15 protein-coding genes are annotated in these 20,542 nt (G+C 61.4%); 7 read left to right on the top strand and 8 right to left on the bottom strand.

Annotated elements, in window-relative coordinates; all coding sequences use genetic code 11:
* Window positions 1–8: 8 nt before the first annotated feature.
* The 5 genes from C8D82_RS02870 to C8D82_RS02850 form a co-directional block, all read right to left on the bottom strand.
* Complete coding sequence (locus C8D82_RS02870) at window positions 9–884, bottom strand: hypothetical protein (RefSeq protein ID WP_116882761.1); 876 nt, start codon at window positions 882–884, stop codon at window positions 9–11.
* A gap of 103 nt (window positions 885–987) precedes the next feature.
* On the bottom strand, window positions 988–2,058 hold the full coding sequence (gene corA / locus C8D82_RS02865; RefSeq protein WP_116882760.1) for a magnesium/cobalt transporter CorA: 1,071 nt from the start codon (window positions 2,056–2,058) through the stop codon (window positions 988–990).
* 70 nt (window positions 2,059–2,128) lie between these two features.
* Window positions 2,129–5,158 (bottom strand): DOMON domain-containing protein, encoded by a 3,030-nt coding sequence (locus C8D82_RS02860; RefSeq protein ID WP_116882759.1) that lies wholly within the window; start codon window positions 5,156–5,158, stop codon window positions 2,129–2,131.
* 10 nt (window positions 5,159–5,168) lie between these two features.
* On the bottom strand, window positions 5,169–5,960 hold the full coding sequence (locus C8D82_RS22255) for a DUF1559 family PulG-like putative transporter (RefSeq protein ID WP_390621908.1): 792 nt from the start codon (window positions 5,958–5,960) through the stop codon (window positions 5,169–5,171).
* A 457-nt stretch (window positions 5,961–6,417) separates the two neighbouring features.
* Window positions 6,418–7,491: a substrate-binding domain-containing protein gene (locus tag C8D82_RS02850; RefSeq protein WP_116882757.1), complete on the bottom strand. Its 1,074-nt coding sequence runs from the start codon at window positions 7,489–7,491 to the stop codon at window positions 6,418–6,420.
* Window positions 7,492–7,669: 178 nt separating this feature from the next.
* On the opposite strand from C8D82_RS02850, the gene C8D82_RS02845 reads away from it, so the two are divergent.
* From C8D82_RS02845 to C8D82_RS02835, 3 genes are all read left to right on the top strand, one after another.
* Window positions 7,670–8,848 (top strand): MFS transporter, encoded by a 1,179-nt coding sequence (locus C8D82_RS02845; protein WP_116882756.1) that lies wholly within the window; start codon window positions 7,670–7,672, stop codon window positions 8,846–8,848.
* A gap of 76 nt (window positions 8,849–8,924) precedes the next feature.
* Window positions 8,925–9,716: a TIGR00282 family metallophosphoesterase gene (locus C8D82_RS02840; protein WP_116882755.1), complete on the top strand. Its 792-nt coding sequence runs from the start codon at window positions 8,925–8,927 to the stop codon at window positions 9,714–9,716.
* 29 nt (window positions 9,717–9,745) lie between these two features.
* Window positions 9,746–10,945, top strand: a complete 1,200-nt coding sequence (locus C8D82_RS02835; RefSeq protein WP_116882754.1) for a bifunctional 3,4-dihydroxy-2-butanone-4-phosphate synthase/GTP cyclohydrolase II — start codon at window positions 9,746–9,748, stop codon at window positions 10,943–10,945.
* A 111-nt stretch (window positions 10,946–11,056) separates the two neighbouring features.
* Here C8D82_RS02835 and C8D82_RS02830 read toward each other — a convergent pair whose 3' ends face one another.
* From C8D82_RS02830 to C8D82_RS02820, 3 genes are all read right to left on the bottom strand, one after another.
* Window positions 11,057–11,674, bottom strand: coding sequence for a flavodoxin family protein (locus tag C8D82_RS02830; RefSeq protein WP_116882753.1), 618 nt, complete (start codon window positions 11,672–11,674; stop codon window positions 11,057–11,059).
* Window positions 11,675–11,812: 138 nt separating this feature from the next.
* Complete coding sequence (locus C8D82_RS02825) at window positions 11,813–14,926, bottom strand: efflux RND transporter permease subunit (RefSeq protein ID WP_116882752.1); 3,114 nt, start codon at window positions 14,924–14,926, stop codon at window positions 11,813–11,815.
* Entirely contained in the window at window positions 14,923–16,143 is a 1,221-nt protein-coding gene (locus C8D82_RS02820; protein ID WP_116882751.1) for an efflux RND transporter periplasmic adaptor subunit, read from the bottom strand. The genes C8D82_RS02825 and C8D82_RS02820 overlap by 4 nt, the downstream gene beginning before the upstream one ends.
* A 358-nt stretch (window positions 16,144–16,501) precedes the next feature.
* On the opposite strand from C8D82_RS02820, the gene C8D82_RS02815 reads away from it, so the two are divergent.
* The 4 genes from C8D82_RS02815 (at window position 16,502) to C8D82_RS02800 (ending at window position 19,940) form a co-directional block, all read left to right on the top strand.
* Window positions 16,502–17,854, top strand: coding sequence for an RsmB/NOP family class I SAM-dependent RNA methyltransferase (locus C8D82_RS02815; RefSeq protein WP_165832794.1), 1,353 nt, complete (start codon window positions 16,502–16,504; stop codon window positions 17,852–17,854).
* Entirely contained in the window at window positions 17,841–18,314 is a 474-nt protein-coding gene (locus C8D82_RS02810; protein ID WP_116882749.1) for a tRNA (cytidine(34)-2'-O)-methyltransferase, read from the top strand. Before C8D82_RS02815 ends, C8D82_RS02810 begins: the two co-directional genes overlap by 14 nt.
* A complete protein-coding gene (locus C8D82_RS02805) occupies window positions 18,311–18,604 on the top strand; it encodes a hypothetical protein (protein ID WP_116882748.1) in 294 nt (97 codons plus the stop codon). Before C8D82_RS02810 ends, C8D82_RS02805 begins: the two co-directional genes overlap by 4 nt.
* 268 nt (window positions 18,605–18,872) lie before the next feature.
* Entirely contained in the window at window positions 18,873–19,940 is a 1,068-nt protein-coding gene (locus C8D82_RS02800) for a GntR family transcriptional regulator (protein WP_116882747.1), read from the top strand.
* Window positions 19,941–20,542 lie beyond the last annotated feature (602 nt).

Raw genomic sequence — 20,542 nt, 5'->3', positions numbered from 1 at the left:
TCGGACGGTTATTTATACTGAATCACCACCGCGCTGGGAATGCCGTAGGAATTCCCCTGCCTGCCGTCATGGGCCGGAATTTCAACGGTTCCGGCGGGAAACTCCCGGGAATAGATCGAGTCTTTATGTTTCGCGGCGCCGACGCTCCACACCGCCTTGCCTTCCTCTTTGGTCCACCCTTCCGGGATGGAAGGCGTGCCGCGATCCTGAACCAGCAAATAGAGTTTCGCCGGCTTCTTCAGAGTGAAGGAGTAGCCGGTGCCGGGCTGGTTTGAAACTCCGCGCGGAACGGAAATCAGCGGCAGGTCCTTCAGGAACTCCGGAAACTCGACGAACACGAAGCTGCCCCCGACGCACCGCATCCGGTTCTTCGGCAGCATGCGGCTTTCCGTCGCGGGGGAAGATACCGTTTCCTTCTCTTTCGCCGTAATCACGAGGGCGTTGGGAACGCCGAAGTTGTTCCCCTGTTTGCCGTCATGAGCGGGCACTTCCACCTTGCCCGGCGCATCCAGTTCCTTCACATAGACGGAATCCGTATAGTTGTTCGCCCAGCATACGGTCGCGGGAACCTTGGTCCAGCCTTCCGGAACGGTGGTCTTGCCGCGATCCTGCACCAGCAAATAGACCTTGGCCGGCCCGTCGACCGAAACCGAATAAGCGGCTCCCGGCTGGGTGGCCGAACCGCGCGGAGCCGAAACCAGCGTTTCACCCGCCAGATCGGCCGGCAATGCGGTTACCGGGAATCCCGCCCTGACAACGCGGTTTTTCCCATACAGCTTGAATTCGCTTGCCTTGGCATTGCCGGTCAGCTCGGAAACCTGAACTTCAGCGGCTCCCGCCGTCAGGACTGCCGCGACAATTCCCAAAATTCCGATTGTTTTCATAAAGACACCTCCATTGCGTGATTACAGATATGGATTCTGCGAATCCTCCTCAAAAAACGGTACGTATGTTATCAATATACGCCGGAATCAGGAAAAAATCAAATCAGAGCCATTTCTTCCACCGGAACGCGGCCAGCATCAGCAGTGCCGCGGCCGCGCAGAAGCCCCAGAAACCGTAGTATCCCCACCGCATTTTCAGCTCCGGCATGAATTCAAAGTTCATGCCGTAGATTCCGGCGGCGAACGTCAGCGGAATGAAAATCGTCGCGATCACGGTCAAAGTGCGCATCACATCATTCATCTTCTGGCTCAATACGGCCAGATGAAGCTCCAGCACGCCGGAAAGATTCTCCCGGTAGGATTCGATCGTATCCATCACACTGCGCAGATGGTCCCGCAAATCGTTCAGATAAGGAGTCAGCGACTCATCCCAGAGATCGTCGCCGTCGCGCTGCAGCGTATCGAGAACCTCGCGCAGAGGCGAAATGAAACGCCGCAGCAGAATCAGCTGATTCTTGCCGCTGCGGACGCTGGACGGCAGATCGCGCCGCTCATTCGAGTCGAGCGCTTCGGTATCCAGCGGCTCCAGAAGGTCGCGCAGATGGTCCAGGATCACGATATAGTGGTCGACGACCGTATCCATCAGGGCGTAAGCCAGATAATCCGTCCCGGCCCTGCGGAGCCGCCCGATGTTCTTCATGAGCCGCTGCCGGACCGCATCGAACAGATCCCCTTCAACCTCCTGAAACGTGAGCAGATAATTCCGGCCGTGGATCATGCTGAGCTGTTCGATGTTCAGGTGGTCCTCTTTGGGGGCGAGCCGGATCATCTTCAGGACGTAGAACATATAATCCTCTCCGAGCTCGGCTTTGGGACGCTGGCCGGTATTGAGGATATCTTCGAGAAAAAGCGGGTTGATCCCGAATATTTCGCCGATCCGCCTGATCAGTTCGGAATCGTGCAGTCCGTTGATGTTCAGCCAGAGCCGGCAGTCCTCCTGCAGCAGTCCCGGAATCTCATCCGCGCTCCGCAACGGAATCCGCCGGACTTCCTCCTGGTTGTAGCAGAAAGCCTCCAGCGAAACGTTCTTCATTTTACGCTTGCCGGTGAAAACCAGCGAACCGGGCATCATGCCGGTTTTCCTGGGTTTGGTTCCGATGTAAAGATTCTGCATATTTCTCCTCCGATTTCAATATAGCACCCGGATTCAGAAATGCAACATGTCCCCGGCCGGAGCCGTGAATTCACGGCCCGACCACCACCGGATATTTTCCGGCATCCTTCCCCGAACCAATCCCCGGAGCAGCGGCAATCCATCCCTTGCGCGCTTCGCCGTCATTGTCGTTGACCAGCAGATTGAACCGGATGCCCTCACGCAGCTTCGTCCGGTCGAGACCGAGCGCGGCCAGCGGAATCGCCGCCCGGTAATGCGTAACTGTCCCGCGCCGTTCCGCTTCCAGCCGCATCGCGGCAGCAGCAGCGGTCCGGTCGAAACCATTCGGCACACTCCATGCGAAGCATTTACTCCCGCCGGAGTCGGACAGCGAAAGCCCCAGCTCCCATAACCCCTGCTGCCCCGGAACCGCCAGCGCGAATTGCACACCGTCCCCCTGCCACATATCGCTCCTCCAAAAGGGCTGACAGTGCCGGTCGTCGGTCACGTCCACCCGCAACAGCAGTTCCCGGTCCGACGCATCCAGCCGGACTTCAGCGCTCAGGTCCCCGGGGCCGCTCCAGACCAGCGCGGTTTTCGTCGGGTCGGCGTCGAAGAGCGATACCGTCTGATTTTTCCGGTTCAAATCGAAACGCGCTGGTAGCGGCAGTGCTCCGACGACCGGCTGTTCGAGACGATCCCGATATCCAAGCTCCGGAATCCGGCATTCGACCGCAACCGTCTCCGTTTCCCCGAGCTTCGGCAGGAAATCGCCTCCGACCGACAGTTGCGTTTTCCAGACGCACCTCTTTCCCGGCCCCAACACCAGTTCCACTTGGTCGTTTTCGGTTCGCAATCCGGCGGGCGGCAGCAACGTCAACTTCGCGTTGACCGGGCGGGAAACCGGTGAGACCAGTTCGATTTCCAGCGGCAATGTCCGCCCCGAAACCGCGACCGGCGGCGGAATAATCCGCATCACGCCTCCGGCAACCTCAACCCGGTCCGCACCGGCCAGCCGCAGGAAAGCCGGAGTCCGTTCGAGCGGAAGCAGCAGCCGGTCGCCGAGCCGTTCCGCCGGAACCGCGTTGCCCATCAGGTCGATCAACTCGGCCCGAACGGCGTCCGAGTCGACCAGCAACCGCTTGCCGGCGCTGCGGAACTCCTCGTTCCAGCCGCACAATACACGTTCAGTCCCGTTGCGGAATTCAAACAGCATCCCGCCGTCCGCCACCGGAATCTGCCGCACGAACCCGTGGCCCCGCAGCAGGCCCGCCAGCGTGTTGAACGCCACATAGACCGCCTTGGGCCGGAAGTCGGAGGTCATCATCCCGTAATTGTGCTCTCCGTCGCGCGGATCGTCGCCTTTGTTGCGCAGATTGTACCAGTTGTAGCCGACTGCTCCCCGGCTCCATGCGAACACCAGCTTTTTGGCAAGCGTGACCGCCTGCTCCCGTTCGCCGACGCCGGCCGAAGTGATCGCGGTTTCATTGGCATACCACGGCACGGCGACTCCGGCCCGCTTCCGCATCGGCAGGAACAGGCCGTCCACCAGCTGCCGGTATTGCGGAAAAGTGCCGTGCTCATGGTAGGCGTGCAGATCGAAAAGCCCACGGCCGCGCTTCAGGGTCTCCTCCTGAAAATCCTCCCGTTTTTTCGAGCCGTGCGCCGCCATCGTCGCAAAACCGCCGGAAAGAACCGTCGCTCCGGGAATTTCCCGGTCAGCCTCCTCGCGCACGATTCTCATCAGCTCCACATACTCGGGAACATCGAAGGACGCAAACCCGGCAAGGTCCGGTTCGTTCCAGACCTCCCACAGACGGATTTTTCCCCGGTAGCGCCGGAACGCATCCCGCACGAACGAACGCCACGCGCCGTAATCCGGCAGATTGCCTTTCACGACCGCCCATTTCGGCGGCTTGCCGAGGATCGCCTCAAATTCGACGCCCCGTTGCGCGAATGTTTCAACCAGTTCATCGTACAGTGTGTAATCGCGCTTCCCCTTCTCCGGCTCGATCTGCCACCACTCGAAATCGATCCGCACCACTCCGGCTCCGGCCAGCGCCGCCGCCTCGGCTTCGCGGCGGTGAACCTCACGGTCCCGGGTCCAATTCGGATGGCTGCAGACGCCGAAAATGAATCCCCGCCCCGCCCCGGCTGTCGGTCCGGCAGGCTCCATCACCGCAAACGAACTGTTCCACACCGAAGAATCACCGGGATTTTCCGAATCGGAGAACCGGCATTCCAGATAGCGGATGCCCCGGCGGCCGAGCTTTTCCGGCCAGACGAACGGCCGGGTTTCTCCGGCGGCCAACACCAGTGGGAACCGCTTTCGCACCGCCATGCCGTCGAAATCCCGCAGCGTCAGTTCCGCATTCAGCCGGACCGCGGAAACGGAACGGTTGTGAAACGACAGAACCGGTCCCTGCCTCTCCGGCGGAATCAGGTGGAACGGATCGGTTCCCTTCAGCGTGACCGCGACCGCCCGGCTCAACGGCACCGAAGACACGAATTCCCCCCGTATCGAATCGATCCACAGCTTTCCGTCCCCCTCCCCCGCCTTGAAATCACCGCTGGCCCCGAGGAATTTCACCGGGAAATCCAGCCTGCCGTCGCCATTGCCGCCCCAGCTCAGCACCGGCTTTTGCGAACGCTCCAACTCGAACACCAGATTGCAGACGCCGTCCCGGTCCCAGTCGGTCCGCTTCGCGTACTGGAACACCTCGCCGGTCGCATCCGCCAGCCGCAGGTTGAACCATTCCGGCGGCTCCGGACTCCCGGCGGTCAGCTTCACCACAATACGGGCTGAAGTAAATTCCGGCAGCGGGACCGGCTTTCGGCAACTCCACTCCCAGTATCCCGCATTCGCGCGCCGCCACTCCACCTGCAGCGCGCCGCGCTCCGCGGCATGGATCAATTTCTGTCCCCGTTCCCCGGCCTTGTTCAGCACGATATCCGGGAAACCGTCCCGGAAATCCGCCACCGTCACCGTCTGCCGTACCGGCACCGTCGCCGCTTCTCCCGCCCGGTTGAGCGACAGCGGCGGAAATCCCGGCCCGGTAAAATCCACGGCGGCGTTGAGCGTGATCCCACAGACCGCCGGGATAAGCAACCAATAGTTCATCACGATCCTCTTACCGTTTGACTTCATGACCGAATACATCGTCGGAATTTCCCTTCCAGTACAAATAAGGATGTCCCGCCACATGGCCGTCGAGAAACACCGCATTGCCGCCTCCCCGGTGGCGCGGCGGAATCTGGGCGGTCGATGAAAAAGTCCACTCGGTGCACTTCGGACACAGGAAGCCGATGCTGGTGTTTTTATACTGATAGTGGTAACTGTCGGCGATCTGGATCAGCCCCGACGCATTTCTCACCCGCCCCAATTTGGGCGCACAACCATAAGAGGCCCGGTTCGGATGCTTATCGGCCGCGACATTTTCGAACAGCGCATAGCCGCCCGAAGCGGAAATCTCGTTGTCGTTCACGCTCGGACAGCGCAATACGCCGTCCTTCACCACCCCACTCGGTTCCCAGTGCCACACCTTCGGCGGCGGCAGGTACCCGCCATTGACCAGCAGATTGGTCCACCAGTTGTTATCATTGTTCACGCCCCAGGTGGCGCCGAGGTTCAGCGGCGTCAGGAAATCGTCGTTGTTCCCGGCGTACATCTGCTCCGCCTGCCCGATCTGCCGCAGGTTGCTCAGGCAGCTCGACGCCCGGGCGCTCTCCCGCGCCTTGTTCAGCGCGGGCAGCAGCATTCCGGCCAGAATGGCGATCATTGCAATCACTACCAGCAGCTCAATCAACGTAAAACTGCAGCGGGATAGTCTCCAACGGAGGATTTCGCTCCTGTCGGAGCGACCAGCGCTTTCGCCGCTGGACCACGACCGGCAAGGTGCCGGTGCCGGGTACGGGACGGTCAACAGGCGGGGCCGCGGTCGGTCGGCGGGGAAGGAAGATCCGCAAAAACGTGAAGTTGTCTTCCCGCTTTTTTGCGGAAAGGCAACTTCACGTTTTTGCTCCGACTTGCCGCTCGCAGAGCGTTGACGGAGGCGTAAGAGGTTGCGAAGAATGAGAGAGATGTTCGGATTAGTTGGTACGGGGAGAGACACGGCGCAAGTCGCCGCTTTCTCTCCCCCGAACCCCTCTCTTTTGCGCAGAGCGGGAATAGATGAGGAAGCGAGGGGCCGGGGGAGCAGAGCTCCCCAGCGGGATAAGTAGGAGGAACGAAGTGACGACGCACATCCCGTTACTTGGCAGCGGCACCTTGCCGCCTCTCTTTTACGCAGAGCGGCATACAGAGACTGATTGCATATTTTACAAGTAATATTCACCAATAACTCGATCAATGTAAATTTATTTTTCATAAGCCGTCTCCTTTTATTTTCTTTTCCATACGGTGGATTCTCCGATAAACAGCGGCACCTGCCGCGGCAACAACGCAGGCTCATCCGTCCACGCCGTTTTGCCGGGATCGAACATCCAGTCGAGCAGCCGGTCCAGTTCCCGCGCCATGTCCGGCATTTCAACACAGGTGATCGACGGGGCGAAAAAACGGGCGTTCCCGCCGTCGCCGATCGCGACCAGCCCGATGTCGCGTCCGGGCAGTTTCCCCGCATCCAGCAGGGCGCGCGCCACGCCATAGGCAATGTTTTCATTGGTGCAGAATACCGCCTGCGCCGTAAATTCACCGGTCAGGCGGGCACGCATCAGTTCATACGCGCTCTGCGCCGGGTCCTCGTAGGCGCGGACCGGCTCGTTGTGCAATATGCCGGTGTAATCCAATTCGCGCATCCCATTCAGCCACGCCCCGATCCGGCGGGTGGTCTCCACATCGCACGGCTGCGTGTTGATACAATCGATCCGGTTGAAACCGAGCGACTTCAGATGTTCCAGCAGCGGGCGCACACAGCTCGCGTCGAACATCGCCAGCCGGGGAATCCCCAGCCCGGTCAGGTCGAAATCCACCGTGGTCAGTCCGTGTTTCCGGCTTCGGAACAATTCCCGCGCGGCGGGGTCAAGTTCTTCGGCGCTGCCGAACAGGAACACTCCGTCGAAATTGTTCAGCGTCTCCCGGATCACCGGCTCATTCCAATGGACGAAATTCACCGGGCGAAACAGGCCGCGCCGCCGCTCCGTCGCCCGCTCCAGCTGCACCCGGCAACGCTGGAAATAGTTGCTGGCGAAGGCTGGAAACAGCATTGCGACCGTCGGCTCCGGCGCCGGTCCCGCCGCTTCCCGGCGGGCGCATACGGCGATCCGGCCGTTTTCCATCCGGCGGCACAGGCCGTCGGCCAGCAGCTTTTCAACCGCCTTGCGCGCCACGATATGGCTGACGCCGAACTCCTCCGCCAGTTTCCGGGAGGACGGAATTTCAGTCAGCAGATAGTCGCCATACGAAATCCGCTCCGCCAGCAATTCCGCCGTTTTCAGGTATTGCGGTTTGTTTCCCACGCCTGATTCCTTTCGATATTACAATAGCACATTTTGTGCTACATCTATATTATACCAAAGAAAGAAGCGGTTGTCAAGAGGCAAAAGCGGAAAACCGGACATTTTTCTTCGGATTTCTTGATACTCGCGCGGCGGCGGGATATATTAATGAAATCACAACAGGAAAGTCCGAACCACCATGAACCGCCGAACCCTTGCGATCTGGCAGCTCTCCATGCTGACCGCGATCCACTTCACCGTCGATATGCTCTCCGGTATGCTGCCGGGATTCCTGCCGCGCCTGCTGGAAAAATACACCCTTTCCATCGGCACCGGCACGCTGCTGCTGACCCTCTGCGCCTTCAGCTCCAACGGCGTACAGCTCTGGGCCGGAACACTCCGCAAAACCGCGACCAGGCCGCTGCTGGTTCAGGTCGGGCTGGTGCTCGGCTGCGCGATCTGCCTGGTCGGACTGGTGCCGGCCGGACCGGGAGCGATGTGGCTCCTGACGCTGATCGTGCTGGTGCTCGGCGTCGGCGTGGCGTTGGTCCATCCCGAGGGGCTGCGCGGCGTCTGCGCGATCGATCCAGGCACCGTGACGCCGGCAGTCGCCACCTCCATTTTCATGCTCTCCGGCTTCCTCGGCTACGCAACCGGTCCGTTGCTGGGCGGCGTGCTGCTGGAATGCTTCGGTTTCCACGGCCTCTACCTGATGCTGATTCCGGTGGCTCTCCTGCTCGTCGGCGTCTCCAAGGCGCGGGTCCGGCTCGCCAAGGACCGGCCGCAGGCGGCGCGCGGCAAGGCGGCGGCCATCCCGCACTCCACGCTGACCTTCTGGGAGCTCTTCGTGGTCGCGACGTTGATCAACACCGGCTGCGTGATCATTCAGGGACTGCTGCCGACCTATCTGAATCTCTTCGGCTTTTCGCTCGGTTTCGGCGGCCTCAGCGCAATGCTGTTCGGCGCGGGCGCGGGGCTCGGCGCGCTCGGTACCAGCTTCCTGATCAAAAAGTTTGAAACCATCCGGTGCATCCAGCTCGAAATCCTCGCCGGGGTGCCGCTGCTGATCCTCTACCTCTGCGCCGCCCCGTCCGGCTGGGCGGCGGCGCTGATCCCGCTGGCGGGAGTGCTGGTCGGAGCCGGCTTTCCGCAGCTGGTGGTATTGGCGCGCACCGCCCCCGGCGGCCCCGCGCTCGGCACGCGCATGGGGCTGGTGGTCGGCGGCACCTGGGGCATCGCCGGACTGTTGCTGCTGCTCGTCGGCGTCGCGGCGGACCGGTTCGGACTGCGCGCCGCGATGTTCGCCAGCCCGTTCTCATTCTTGTGCGTACTGCTGATGACCCGTTTTTTGCAGATGAAAAAACACCGGAACGGCTGAAGGACTGGAATAATTCCCGATCCGGCGATATGTTATAGAGAATGCAATCGCAGCAACGAAGAGGAATCCCGAATTCATGAATATGCTTTTTATCGGCGACGTCGTCGGCAAGGGAGGCCGCGAAGCGGTCAAACAGCTCGTGCCGGAACTGCGCCGGGAATTCAACTGTCAGTTTGTGGTGATCAACGGCGAAAACTCGGCGGCGGGCTCCGGCCTGACTTCCGGATGCGTCCGCGACCTGCTCGCCGTCGCCGACGTGGTGACCAGCGGCGACCACACCTGGGACCAGAAGGGCTTCGACGCCGAAATCGGCGCTTTCCGCCAGATGATCCGTCCCGCCAACTTCTCCGTAAAGCAGCCGGGACGCGGCTGGGGCGTCTTTCCCAACCCCGGCGGCGGCGAAGTGGCGGTGATCAGTCTGCTCGGCAAGGTGTTCATGCGCGACTCCGCCTACTGCCCCTTTGAAACCGCGGACCGGATTCTCAATGAGGAACTGCCGAAAAGCGTGAGCACCATTCTGGTCGATTTCCACGCCGAGGCGACCAGCGAAAAGCTGGCGATGGGGTACTTCCTCGACGGGCGGGTCACCGCCGTGATCGGCACGCACACCCACGTGCAGACCGCCGACAGCCGGGTACTCCCCGGCGGAACCGCCTATTTGACCGACGCCGGGATGGTCGGAGCCTCCACCAGTGTGCTCGGCCGCGAGGTCGGGGCGGTGCTGTACAAATTCACCACCGGACTGCCGAACCGGCTGCCGGTGGTCGAAAACGGCCCGATCCGGCTCGACGGCGCGGTGATCGGCTACGACTACCGCACCGGCCGCGCCAACGCGATCACGCCGATTTCTCGTGAAATCAATATTTGAACAGTTCATATACAACAGGAATTGATACGATGAGCGAATTTGTTTTCGATCCGGTAGAGGATCTGGTCGCCGACCTGCGGCAGGGCAAAATGGTGATCGTCACCGACGATGAGCACCGTGAAAACGAGGGCGACCTCGTGCTGCCCGCCGCCCACGTGACCCCGGAAGCGATCACTTTCATGGCGACCTACGGGCGCGGGCTGATCTGCGCGCCGCTGTCGGCGGAACGCGCCTCCGAACTCAACCTCTCCACGCCCGCCTCGCTGACCGATCCTTTCGGCACCGCCTTCACCCAGAGCGTCGACGCCAAGCGCGGCACCACCACCGGCATTTCGGCTTTCGACCGGGCAACGACGGTCAAGGCGCTGATCGACCCGGCGACCTCGCCCGCCGACTTCGTATCGCCGGGGCATTTGTTCCCGCTGATCGCGCGGCCGGGCGGCGTGCTGCGCCGGGCGGGACACACCGAAGCGGCGGTCGACCTCGCCCGCCTCGCCGGACTCACTCCGGCCGGCGTGATCTGCGAAATCATGAGCGACGACGGCACGATGGCCCGGCTGCCGCAGCTGGATGAATTCCGCAAAAAACACGGCCTGAAATGGGGAACGGTGGCCGACCTGATCGCCTACCGCCGCCGCCATGAGCAACTGATCATCCGCGGCGCCAGCGCCCGGCTGCCCACCGTGTTCGGCGAATTCCGGATCACCCCGTACCGGACCAAGGTGGACTCCTTCGAGCATATCGCCCTCGTTTACGGCGACGTGAAAGACAAGGAGAATGTGCTCGTGCGCGTGCACAGCGAATGCCTGACCGGCGACGTATTCGGCAGCTGCCGCTGCGACTGCGGCGACCAGCTCCACGCCGCGATGCGCCAGATCGTCGAAAACGGCTCCGGCGTGCTGGTCTATCTGCGCCAGGAGGGACGCGGCATCGGCATCTTCAACAAGATCCACGCCTACCAGCTTCAGGATGAAGGGTGCGACACGGTCGATGCGAATGTAAAACTCGGCTTCGCCCCCGACCTGCGCGAATACGGGATCGGCGTGCAGATTCTGCTCGACCTCGGAGTGAAATCGGTCCGGCTGCTGACCAACAACCCCAAGAAGCTGGTCGGCCTTTCCGGCTACGGCCTGAAGCTCGCGGAACGGGTTCCGCTGGTGATTGAGCCGTGCGCCGAAAACGAATTCTATTTGCGCACCAAAAAAGAGCGCATGGGACACCTGATTTAGAGTTTATCCCTGAATAAGTTCTAAATCAGGCCTGAACAGCATCGCGTCCGGAGGCTTTGCCCGTCCGGACGCTTTTTTTTCAACCGGGAGCACGGTTGCTCCCGGCGCTCCTTATGAGATGAAATTCGTGCTGACCCGCGGCTCCTGCTGCGGCAGCGGGACTCCGCCCTGCGACAGGGACTTCAGCAGATGGGCCATATTGTTGCCGAGCGTCCGCATCGTCTGCAATCCCTCCAGATCCCGGCGAACCTCGTCCGGCGTAAAGCCGTGCGTCGAATTCCAATACTGCGACGACACCACCGGCATCTGGCAGATCGTGAAGTATTTGTTCAAGCGGTCGAACGCGGCGCTCGCTCCGCCGCGCCGGCAGTTCACCGCACACGCCGCCGGCTTATGCAGAAAGCATTCCGTCGCGGAAAAGAACACCCGGTCGAGAATCGCGCACAAACTTCCCGGAGGTCCGGCGTAATAGACCGGAGCGCCGATCACCAGTCCGTCGCTCTCCTTCATTTTCGTCACAAAGTCGGTGTAGAGTTTCTCTTTGAACACGCAGCCGTTTCCGGTCTCCCGGCATTTCCAGCAGCTGATGCAGCCCTGTACGGCCCGGTTGCCGATCCAGAAAATCTCCGATTCGACGCCGTTGTTCTTCAGCGCTCCGGCCACCTCCGAAAGCGCCGTAAAAGTACAACCCTCCCTGTGAGGGCTCCCGTTGACCAGCAGAACTTTCATTTCAACCTCCTGAAATTACGCAATTACGGTTCCGTAGTAATATACATCGTCCGAATCAAATATCAAAAGTACGGCCCCCCTCCCCGCGAAGCAGGAGAAAATTCCCGTCCATGCCGCATCATGCCGGCGCGCCGGCGGTCAGCTCCGTTCTTCCCCGGTTTGCGTTTTCTTTTTGGAGCAGAGAGTTTCCGCCACCAGATAGACCGCCGGAACGAAGAACAATGTAATCACCGTCGAGCTGGTCAGGCCGCCGATCACCGCGCGCGCCATCGGCGCCTGCGTCTCGCCGCCGTCCCCCAGCCCGAGCGCCAGCGGGAAGAGCCCGAGCACCGTGGTCAGCGTGGTCATCAGGATCGGCCGCAACCGCCGTTTACCCGCTTCCCTGACCGCTTTTTCCAGCGGCATCCCCTCCTCGTTGCGCAACAGGTTCGCGGTATCCACCAGCAGGATCGCGTTGTTCACCACGATGCCCGCGAGCATGATCACGCCGATGAAGGATTGCAGATTGAACGTCGTCCGGGTCAGGAAGAGCGCCAGCACCACACCGATCGCCGCCAGCGGCACACTGAACATCACCACCAGCGGGTCGCGCAGCGATTCAAACTGGCAGGCCATCACCATATACACCAGCGCCAGCGCCAGCGAAAACGCGAACATCAGCTCGCGAAACGACTCCTGCTGGTCTTCGTAATCGCCGGAAAACAGCAGCGTAAAGCCCGGCGGCATCGGAATATCCTCCAATTTCGCCTGAATATCCTGCACGACCGAACCGAGGTCGCGGTCCTGGATATTGCCGCCGACGGTCAGCACGCGTTCCTGATTCTTGCGTTCGATGTTGACCGGTCCCTTGACCCGTTCGTAATTGATCAGGTTGCGCAGCACCACAAGTTCCCCCTTGTCGTTGCGCATGGAGAGGTCGAGAATCTGGTCGAGGCCCAGCAGATCCGCATCCTTGACCTTCACCAGAATCGTGTATTCGTCGCCGTTTTCACGGAACTCGCCCGCTTCGGAACCGGCGAGAATGGTGCGCAGCGCATCCGCAATCTCCTTGACCGGCACACCGAGGTCGTTGGCCTTGTCGCGGTCGATCACCAGCCGGTCCTCCGGCACGCCGAGGTCACGGGAGAGCTTCACGTCGGTGATGCCCGGCACGGAGGCCATCGCGTCGCTGACCCGCGCCGCCAGCGCGGCGGCGGTATCGAAATCAAAACCGCGCAGCTCCACCGCAACCCCTTCGCCGGAACCGGCCCCCATCATCCGCGAGAAGATCCCCTGCCCGGCCCGCACCCGGCAGACCGCGCCCGGAATCACCTTCAGCCGCCGGTCAAGCTCGGCGGTGATCTGCTGGTCGGAACGCCTGCGCTGCGTCCTCGGCACCAGCCGGATGTTGTAGTTCGCCTTGTGTCCGCCCGAACTGCGCCAGCTCGAACTGCCCGCGAAGGTCACCCAGCCGCGCATATCTTTGCCGCATACCTCGCGGATGATGTTTTCGGTCATGATCACCACATCGTTCACGGCTTCGGGGCTGGTGCCGACCTCCATTTCCAGAAAGACACGCACCTCGCCTTCGTCCGCCTTGGGCATCAGTTCGGTGCCGATCAGCGGAATCAGCAGCAGCGACGCGCCGACCAGCGCCACCGAAATCCCGATGAACAGCCAGCGGAACCGGATCACCGCATCCAGCGCATCGGAATAACAGCCGACCAGCCACCGCAGGAAATACTCCGGGATCTCCATGATCCGGTGCCACAGCGACGGCTTGCCGGCCGGCGGCGCCACCGGGCGCAGCAGCCGCGACGCCATCATCGGCACCAGCGTGATCGCGGTGAACAGCGAGCAGCCCAGCGAAAAGGAGACCACCGCCGAAAACTGCTTGAACATCACGCCGGCCATCCCCTCCATGAAGAGCAGCGGCAGGAACACCGCCAGCGTGGTCAGCGTGCTGGCGGTCAGCGCGGCCACCACTTCGCTGGTCCCCTTCACCGCCGCCTCGTGCGGATGCATGCCCTCGTCGCGCAGCCGGGTGATGTTTTCCAGCACCACGATCGAATTGTCCACCAGCATGCCGACGCCGAGCGCAAGGCCGCCGAGCGTCATCAGATTCAGGGTGTAGCCGCAGAAGTAGACCAACGCGAAGGTCGCGATGATCGACATCGGGATGCTGATCGAAATCACGATCGTACTGCCGATGTTGCGCAAAAAAAACAGCAGCACCACCACCGCCAGCAGCCCGCCGGAAAAAGCGGAATCCGCCACACCGCTGATCGCGCGTTCGATGAAATCCGCCGTATTGATGATCGCCTGAAGCTGCACCTGCGAACCGAATTCCTCGTTGACCCTTTCCATTTCCTTCAAAACGCCGTTGGCCACCTGCACGGTGTTGGAGCCGGACTGCTTGTAAACCTGCATCATGATGCCCGGCTTGCCGTTCACCCGCACATACCGGGTCAGTTTTTCATGGGTGTCGACCACTTCGGCGACGTCGCCGACTTTGATCAGTTCGCCGTTCTTTCCGGTCGCGATCACGGTATTGCGGATCTGGTCGATGTCGGTGAAGATGCCGGGGGTCCGCACACGGATTTCGAGCCGGTCCTCGCGCAGGTTTCCGGCGGGGGTGGTTACGTTGGCCTCCTTGAGCTTGGAGAGCACATTTTCCAGCGAAGTATCCAGCTTGCGCGCCTTGTCCACGTCGAACAGCACTTGAATCTCGCGCACCAGCCCGCCGTTGATCTCAGCCGAGGCCACGCCGTTGATCCGCTCCAGCCGGTACTGAATCTGGTCCTCGACCAGTTGTCGCGCATCCATCAGGTCGATGTTCGTCGCCACGCCGATGCGCAGGATCGGGGAACTCGCGGAGTCGAATTTGTACAGGATCGGCCGGTCCGCGTCATCCGGCAGGCTCGGCACCACCCGGTCAAGGCGGTCACGCACGTCGGCCACCGCCGATTCGAGGTCGGTCCCCCAGTTGAAGGAGACGGTCACGTTGCTGGAACCTTCGCCGGAGGTGGAGGTGATCTCCTTCACCCCGGAGACGGCGGAGAGCGAACGTTCGATCCGCTTGGAAATCAGCTCCTCGACCTCCTCCGGGCTGGCGTCCTCGTAGGTGGTGATGATGGTTACGCCCGGATAGGTGATGTCCGGCATCAGGTCGACCGGCAGGTAACTCAGCGCCACGCCGCCCAGAATCAGCACGATGCAGGAGATCATCGAAATGAAGATCGGGCGTTTTACCGAAAACTCCGGGATGTTCATAACCGTGCCGTCTCCTGCTCCCCGGCCTCCGCATCATCCGGTTTGCGGATCTGGAAGTCCGCCGGAATCCGGATATCCACACCGTCGGTCAGCAGATGGTTGCCGAGCGTGATCACCGGGAAATTCAGCTTCGGGGAAAGAATTTCAGTAAAGGCGCGGGTTGCGATTCCGGTTTCCACCGGCACGAACACCGCTTTACCGTCCCTGGCGGAAAGCTTGAACACTCCCGTCTTGTCGTTCCGCTTTATGACCGCGTTGCGCGGCACCACCTGCGCGCCGGGATGGAACGCGAATTCCATCTGCACACGCACATACATGCCCGGCTTCAGACGCAGGTCCTTATTCGGCACCTCGATCTGCACAGCGGCCTGCCGGGTGTTGTCCTGCAACACCTGCGCAATCCGTGAAATTTTCCCCTCGAACACCTCGCCCGGATAGGCGTCGGTGGAGAGCCGGGCGACCTGTCCGATTTTCAGCGACGGGTAGTCGCGCTCAATCGCATAGATCACCGCATAGAGCCGGTCCAGCTCCGCGACCGTGAGCAGCGCCTGGTTGGCCGCCATCAGCGTGCCTTCATCCACTTCGCGGGAGGCGACATAGCGGTGCATATCCCCGCCGCCCCAGTCGGCGGTGACGGTGCAGTCGTTCAGCTTGAGCCGGGCGTTGTCGAGAATCGCCTGCCGCCGCTTGACTTCGGCCTCGCTTTTCGCATAAGCGGCGGCCTGGGCCTGATAGGCGGTTTCGGCGGATTCATACTGGGCGGCGGTGCCGACGTTCTTTTCGGTCAGAATCTTCTGGCGCTCGTATTCGCGGCGGCGCAGGTCGAGCATCACGCGCGCTTCGGAGAGTTCCGCCCTGGCGACGTCGAGATCCGCCGCAGTCTGGTCCACCACCTGCTTGTACTCCGTATCCTCGATCCGCGCGATCACCGCGCCGCCCGGAACCGGGTCGCCGATATCGAAGTTCAGCTCCTCCAGCCTGCCGCTGACCTTCGGGGCGACCTCAAAGCTGGACCACGGCTTCAGAGTGCCGGTGAACGTCTTCACATCGCGCATGTCCTTTGTTTCGGGCAATACGGCTTCCACGGCGATGGCCGCGGCTTTCTTTTTCGCCTTGCCGGTGTTCTCCGAATTCTGTTCTTCGATCCGCTGCCAGACCAGCCATCCGATTCCGGCCACAGCCGCCAGAATCACCAGCCACCCGATCACCTTCTTCATTTCAGAACCATCCCCCTGCCTGTATCAATGATCTGTACGTACAAATTATGGAAATTAGCGTTTTTCACCCTTTTTTTCAAGTCAACATCATAAAAAAAACAGTAGAATAACGGAAAAAAGCCATCAACTACACCATGGCAACGCGCCGGAGCGGCGTTTTATTATCACTGAACACGAGAAAGTCCGATTTTTTCAGGAAAATTCAATCTCACATGCCCGCATTTCAGATTCCTCTCCCGACACGTTGCGAAAGAGCGGAGATTTCCGGCAAGATTTCCGCTTGCGGCACTGTAAAAAACGTCCCTTTGGAGTTATGTTATATTGAATGTACCCAGCAACTTCAAAGGAACAGATTATTTTGGAACTCAATCTCAATAAATTCCGGTCGCAGCTGAAATCCGCCAACCTCGCGGCGCGCACCGTCCTGCAGGCGGTGTTCGGCTCCGGGAAACCGGCCGACCGCGTGCTCTCCGCGTGGCTGCGCGAAAACCGGCAGTGCGGCTCCCGCGACCGCCAGTTCATCGGCGAAGCGGTCTACGCGATGCTCCGCTACTGGGGATTGCTGCGCAAATTCCTGCCCGCCGAACGGCTCGTTGAAATCGAACGCGGTGAAATCCGACTGGCCCGCCTCGAACTCGACGCGCTGCTCTTCGCCGCGCTTTACCTCGATTACCGGAATCTGCCCGCCGCCGACGCGATCGCCAGAGAGCTCGGCTTCCCGTGGCCGAAACCGGACCGGGAAGCCCGGAATCAACTGCTCGCCCGCGCCGGGGCGCTCGGGAAAATCTTCGGCGTCGATGCCGTTTTTGCCGACGGCGACCTGCTGCCGCAGTGGATCGCAACGCACCTGCCCGAAGGTTTGGACCGTGAACGTTTTCTGGCCGATCTCGCGGCCCGGCCGCCGATGTGGCTCAGGATGCAGACCGCCGAAACCGACCATCTGGTCGCCGACCTCTCCGCTGCGGGGCTGTCCGTCAGCCGCCACGGCAAAATCGCCGACGCGGTTGCCGTGACCGGGCGGGTCAACCTTTTCACGCTGGACGCGTTCCGCAACGGTCTCTTTGAAGTGCAGGACCTCGCCAGCCAGTGCATCGGCCTCGCCGCCGCCCCCAAGTCCGGCGAACGGTGGCTGGACGCCTGTGCCGGCGCCGGCGGCAAGACGCTGCAGCTCGCCGCGCTGATGAACCGCACCGGCACGGTGGTCGCCACCGACATCCGCAGCTATAAACTCGACGACCTGCGCACCCGCGCCCGGCGGGCGGGCTTTCCGAACATCCGGACCCGCGAATGGGACGGCAAGCCCTATCAGGGGAAACAGGCCGCCAGATTCGACGGCGTGCTGGTCGATGCGCCGTGCAGCTGCTCCGGCGTATGGCGGCGCAACCCGGACGGACGCTGGACGCTGAAGGCGGAGGAACTGACCGACATCACCCGGGTCCAGTTCGAAGTCCTGACCGCGGCGGCTCCGGCGGTGAAACCGGGCGGCGTACTGATCTACGCGACCTGTTCACTGTTCCCGGAGGAAAACGGCGGTGTGCTGGAGCGTTTCCTCGCGGCCCATCCCGAATACACGCTTGAGGATTTCCCGAATCCGCTCACCGGCGAACCGACCGGCGGCACGCTGCAGGTTTTCAGCTACGACGGCGATTGCGATTCGATGTTCGTCGCCCGGATGCGGCGGCAGGAGGCGCTGGAAGATGCTGCCCTTTAACATCGTGCTCGTCGCGCCGGAAATCCCGCAGAATACCGGTACGATCGGCCGCCTCTGCGTCTCCACCGAAACCCGGCTCCACCTGGTCAGGCCGCTCGGTTTTTCACTGGAGGATAAATATGTGAAACGCGCCGGCATGGACTACTGGCCGCACCTTGACCTCACCATCTATGAGAACTGGGAGGAGTTTCTGAAAAAGAATCCCGAAGCGAATCTCCTGTTCATCTCCACAAAAGGAGAGACCTGCTTCTGGGATGCGCAATACCGTCCCGGCGACTATCTGGTGTTCGGCCGGGAGTCGAGCGGGCTGCCGCCGGAATTTTACGACCGTTACCGTTCCCGGCTTTACCGGATTCCGATGAACGGCCGGTTCCACCGCAGTCTCAACCTCGCCAACGCGGCCAGCATCGTGCTGTACGAGGCGCTCCGCGTCAACCGTGAAGGAGTATTCCATCCATGAACAACCCGGTCAAACTGATCGTCTATGCCATCCTCGGCCTGGTCGCCCTCGGAATCGTGATCGTATTGATTCCGGTTCTGATCGCAGTCGGAATCGTGCTGATGATCCTGCAAAGCTTTTTCGGCGTGAAGGTCGCGAAATTCCAGTGGGGGAATTTCCAGAGCCGGAAGCGCCCTGCCCCGTCTCCCGATCCCGAGCCGGAGGTCCCGGCCAGTGAAGCGGTGATCGACGCCGAGGTGGTCGACCTCCCCGACGAACCGGCCGCCCGCCTCAAAGACGACGAACGGTAATCCTGTTTTCCGGCGGGAGATGACTTCTGTTACGGAGGGGCGGCAGCCGTCGCGCCCGCCGCCTCTTTTCTCCCATCCCGCACACGGATAAATCATGTCCGCCTGCCGGAAGCCGGCCGCTTCCCTTTCCCCCGCCATCGGAGAGATTCAAACCGGACATTTTTCATTTTTCTTTCCAAAAATTCTTTTTCCCTATTGACAAAGCGTTTCGAGTTTGGTATAATACTAGTATCATTATTAACATAAAATGTAAAAAAGACCGGCCTCCATGAGCATTCGGGAAGAGATCACGCACCATTTCCGGGAAGGAATCCAGACCGGCAGATATCTGCCGGGCGCCCCGCTGCCCTCCTCCCAGACGATCGCCGAGCAGTTCCGCACCACGCCGCCCAATGTGCAGCGGGCGTTGACGCTGCTGGTTGAGGAGGGGCTGATCGTGCGCGAACCGCGGATCGGCACTTTCGTCCGGGAAAAGCGGCGGCAGTTGACCGGGGTTGCGATCTACCTGCCCGACTTCGCCCACGGCGGCATCTTCCCTTTCCGCCGTCTCTATTTGCGGATGCTCGAAACGGAGCTGATCCGGCGCGGACTCCATTGCCGCATCGTGGTGGACAACGCCGGCGGCAATGGCCTGCAGGAACTGCGCCGGCTCGCCCGGAGCGGAGCCGTCCAGGCGGTCGCCTTCGTCGACCTGTGCAAGGAAAACATCGCCGAGCTGATCAAGCTGCCGATTCCGGCGGTCGGACTCTCCACCAATCCCGCGGTGCCGCATGTGGAGATCAATTACGGGCGGTTCCTGAAACCTCTGGCCCGCGCTTTCCGGCAGGCGGGATGCCGCCGGGTCGCGGCGATCACCTCGCTGGACCCGGAATTCATCCGCAACCAGCCCGGCAACCACGGACTGCCGTGGATCCGCAGCATGGTCGAGCCGCGCTTCGCCGAAACGGGAATTTCGCTGATCCACAATCTCACATTCGATCATTTGATCGATTTTCCGCCAGATCAGTACGATACGCTGGCCTACCGGGAGTTTATGGAGGTCCGGGCCCTGCCGGAACAGCCGGACGGGCTGCTGATCTATCCCGACAGCCTGCTGCCCGGCGTGATGACCGCCATGGTGAAGTGCGGAGTCGATCCGGTCCGCGATTACCGGCTGGTCGCCATCCATCGCAACCGGGAGTTTCCGCGGCTCTTTCCCGGCCCCTGCCTCTGGCTGGAACTCAGCGTGGAACAGATGGTGCATGAAACCGTTGAATTGATTTTCCGGCGTTATCAGGGGGAGGACATCCGAAAAACAGTAATTGAACATCGGCTGGTACCAAGTTCCGGGGCGTAAGCGGCAAGGTGCCGCTGCCGGGGGCGCACGCCAATGCCCCTCCGGGGGGGACGTGCGGCGGGCGGCAAGGTGCCGCGGCCGAGTGCGCACGCCAATGCCCCTCCGGGGGGCGTGCGGCGGCTGGCACTGGCGAGCTTTGGTTGGTCAGCAAAGCCCCTCTGGCGTAGTGAGCGCAGCGAACGTTGAAGAGTTGACGGGCGCAGCCCGACAAGTAAGGCCCGCTAGGGCCGCCCGCGAATGGAAGTGCTTGGCAAGTCAACGGGAGGTCCGAGGCGAGCGGGGAGGTCCGGACGGGCGATCGTGCACGCCGCAGGCGGGCAGGCCTTGAAAAGGCCCTCCGGAGCCATCCGCATAAGACGTAACGCCCGGTTTGTTGCCTGTAATGGCATGGAAAGGTAGCTAAACGTATGAGTGACTGCATGATCACGTGCGACTGGAAAGCGGAGCTGAAGCTTACTCCCGCAGAGCGGGAGCAAGCCCTTCAGGCTCCGCACTCCAAAGACGCTTCGCGTCGGGGGAAATCAATGAAAATATTTTACAAGTCAACGTGTTGCCCGCAATGGTCTTAAAAACAATCGATTTACAGCGGAGGTGAAAATGAG

Origin of the sequence: Victivallis vadensis, from assembly GCF_003096415.1 — a bacterium.
In the GTDB taxonomy this organism is placed as follows: Bacteria; Verrucomicrobiota; Lentisphaeria; order Victivallales; family Victivallaceae; genus Victivallis; species Victivallis vadensis.
Note: the sequence above shows the minus strand (reverse complement) of the source record. Positions and strands in the feature narration are given on the sequence as shown.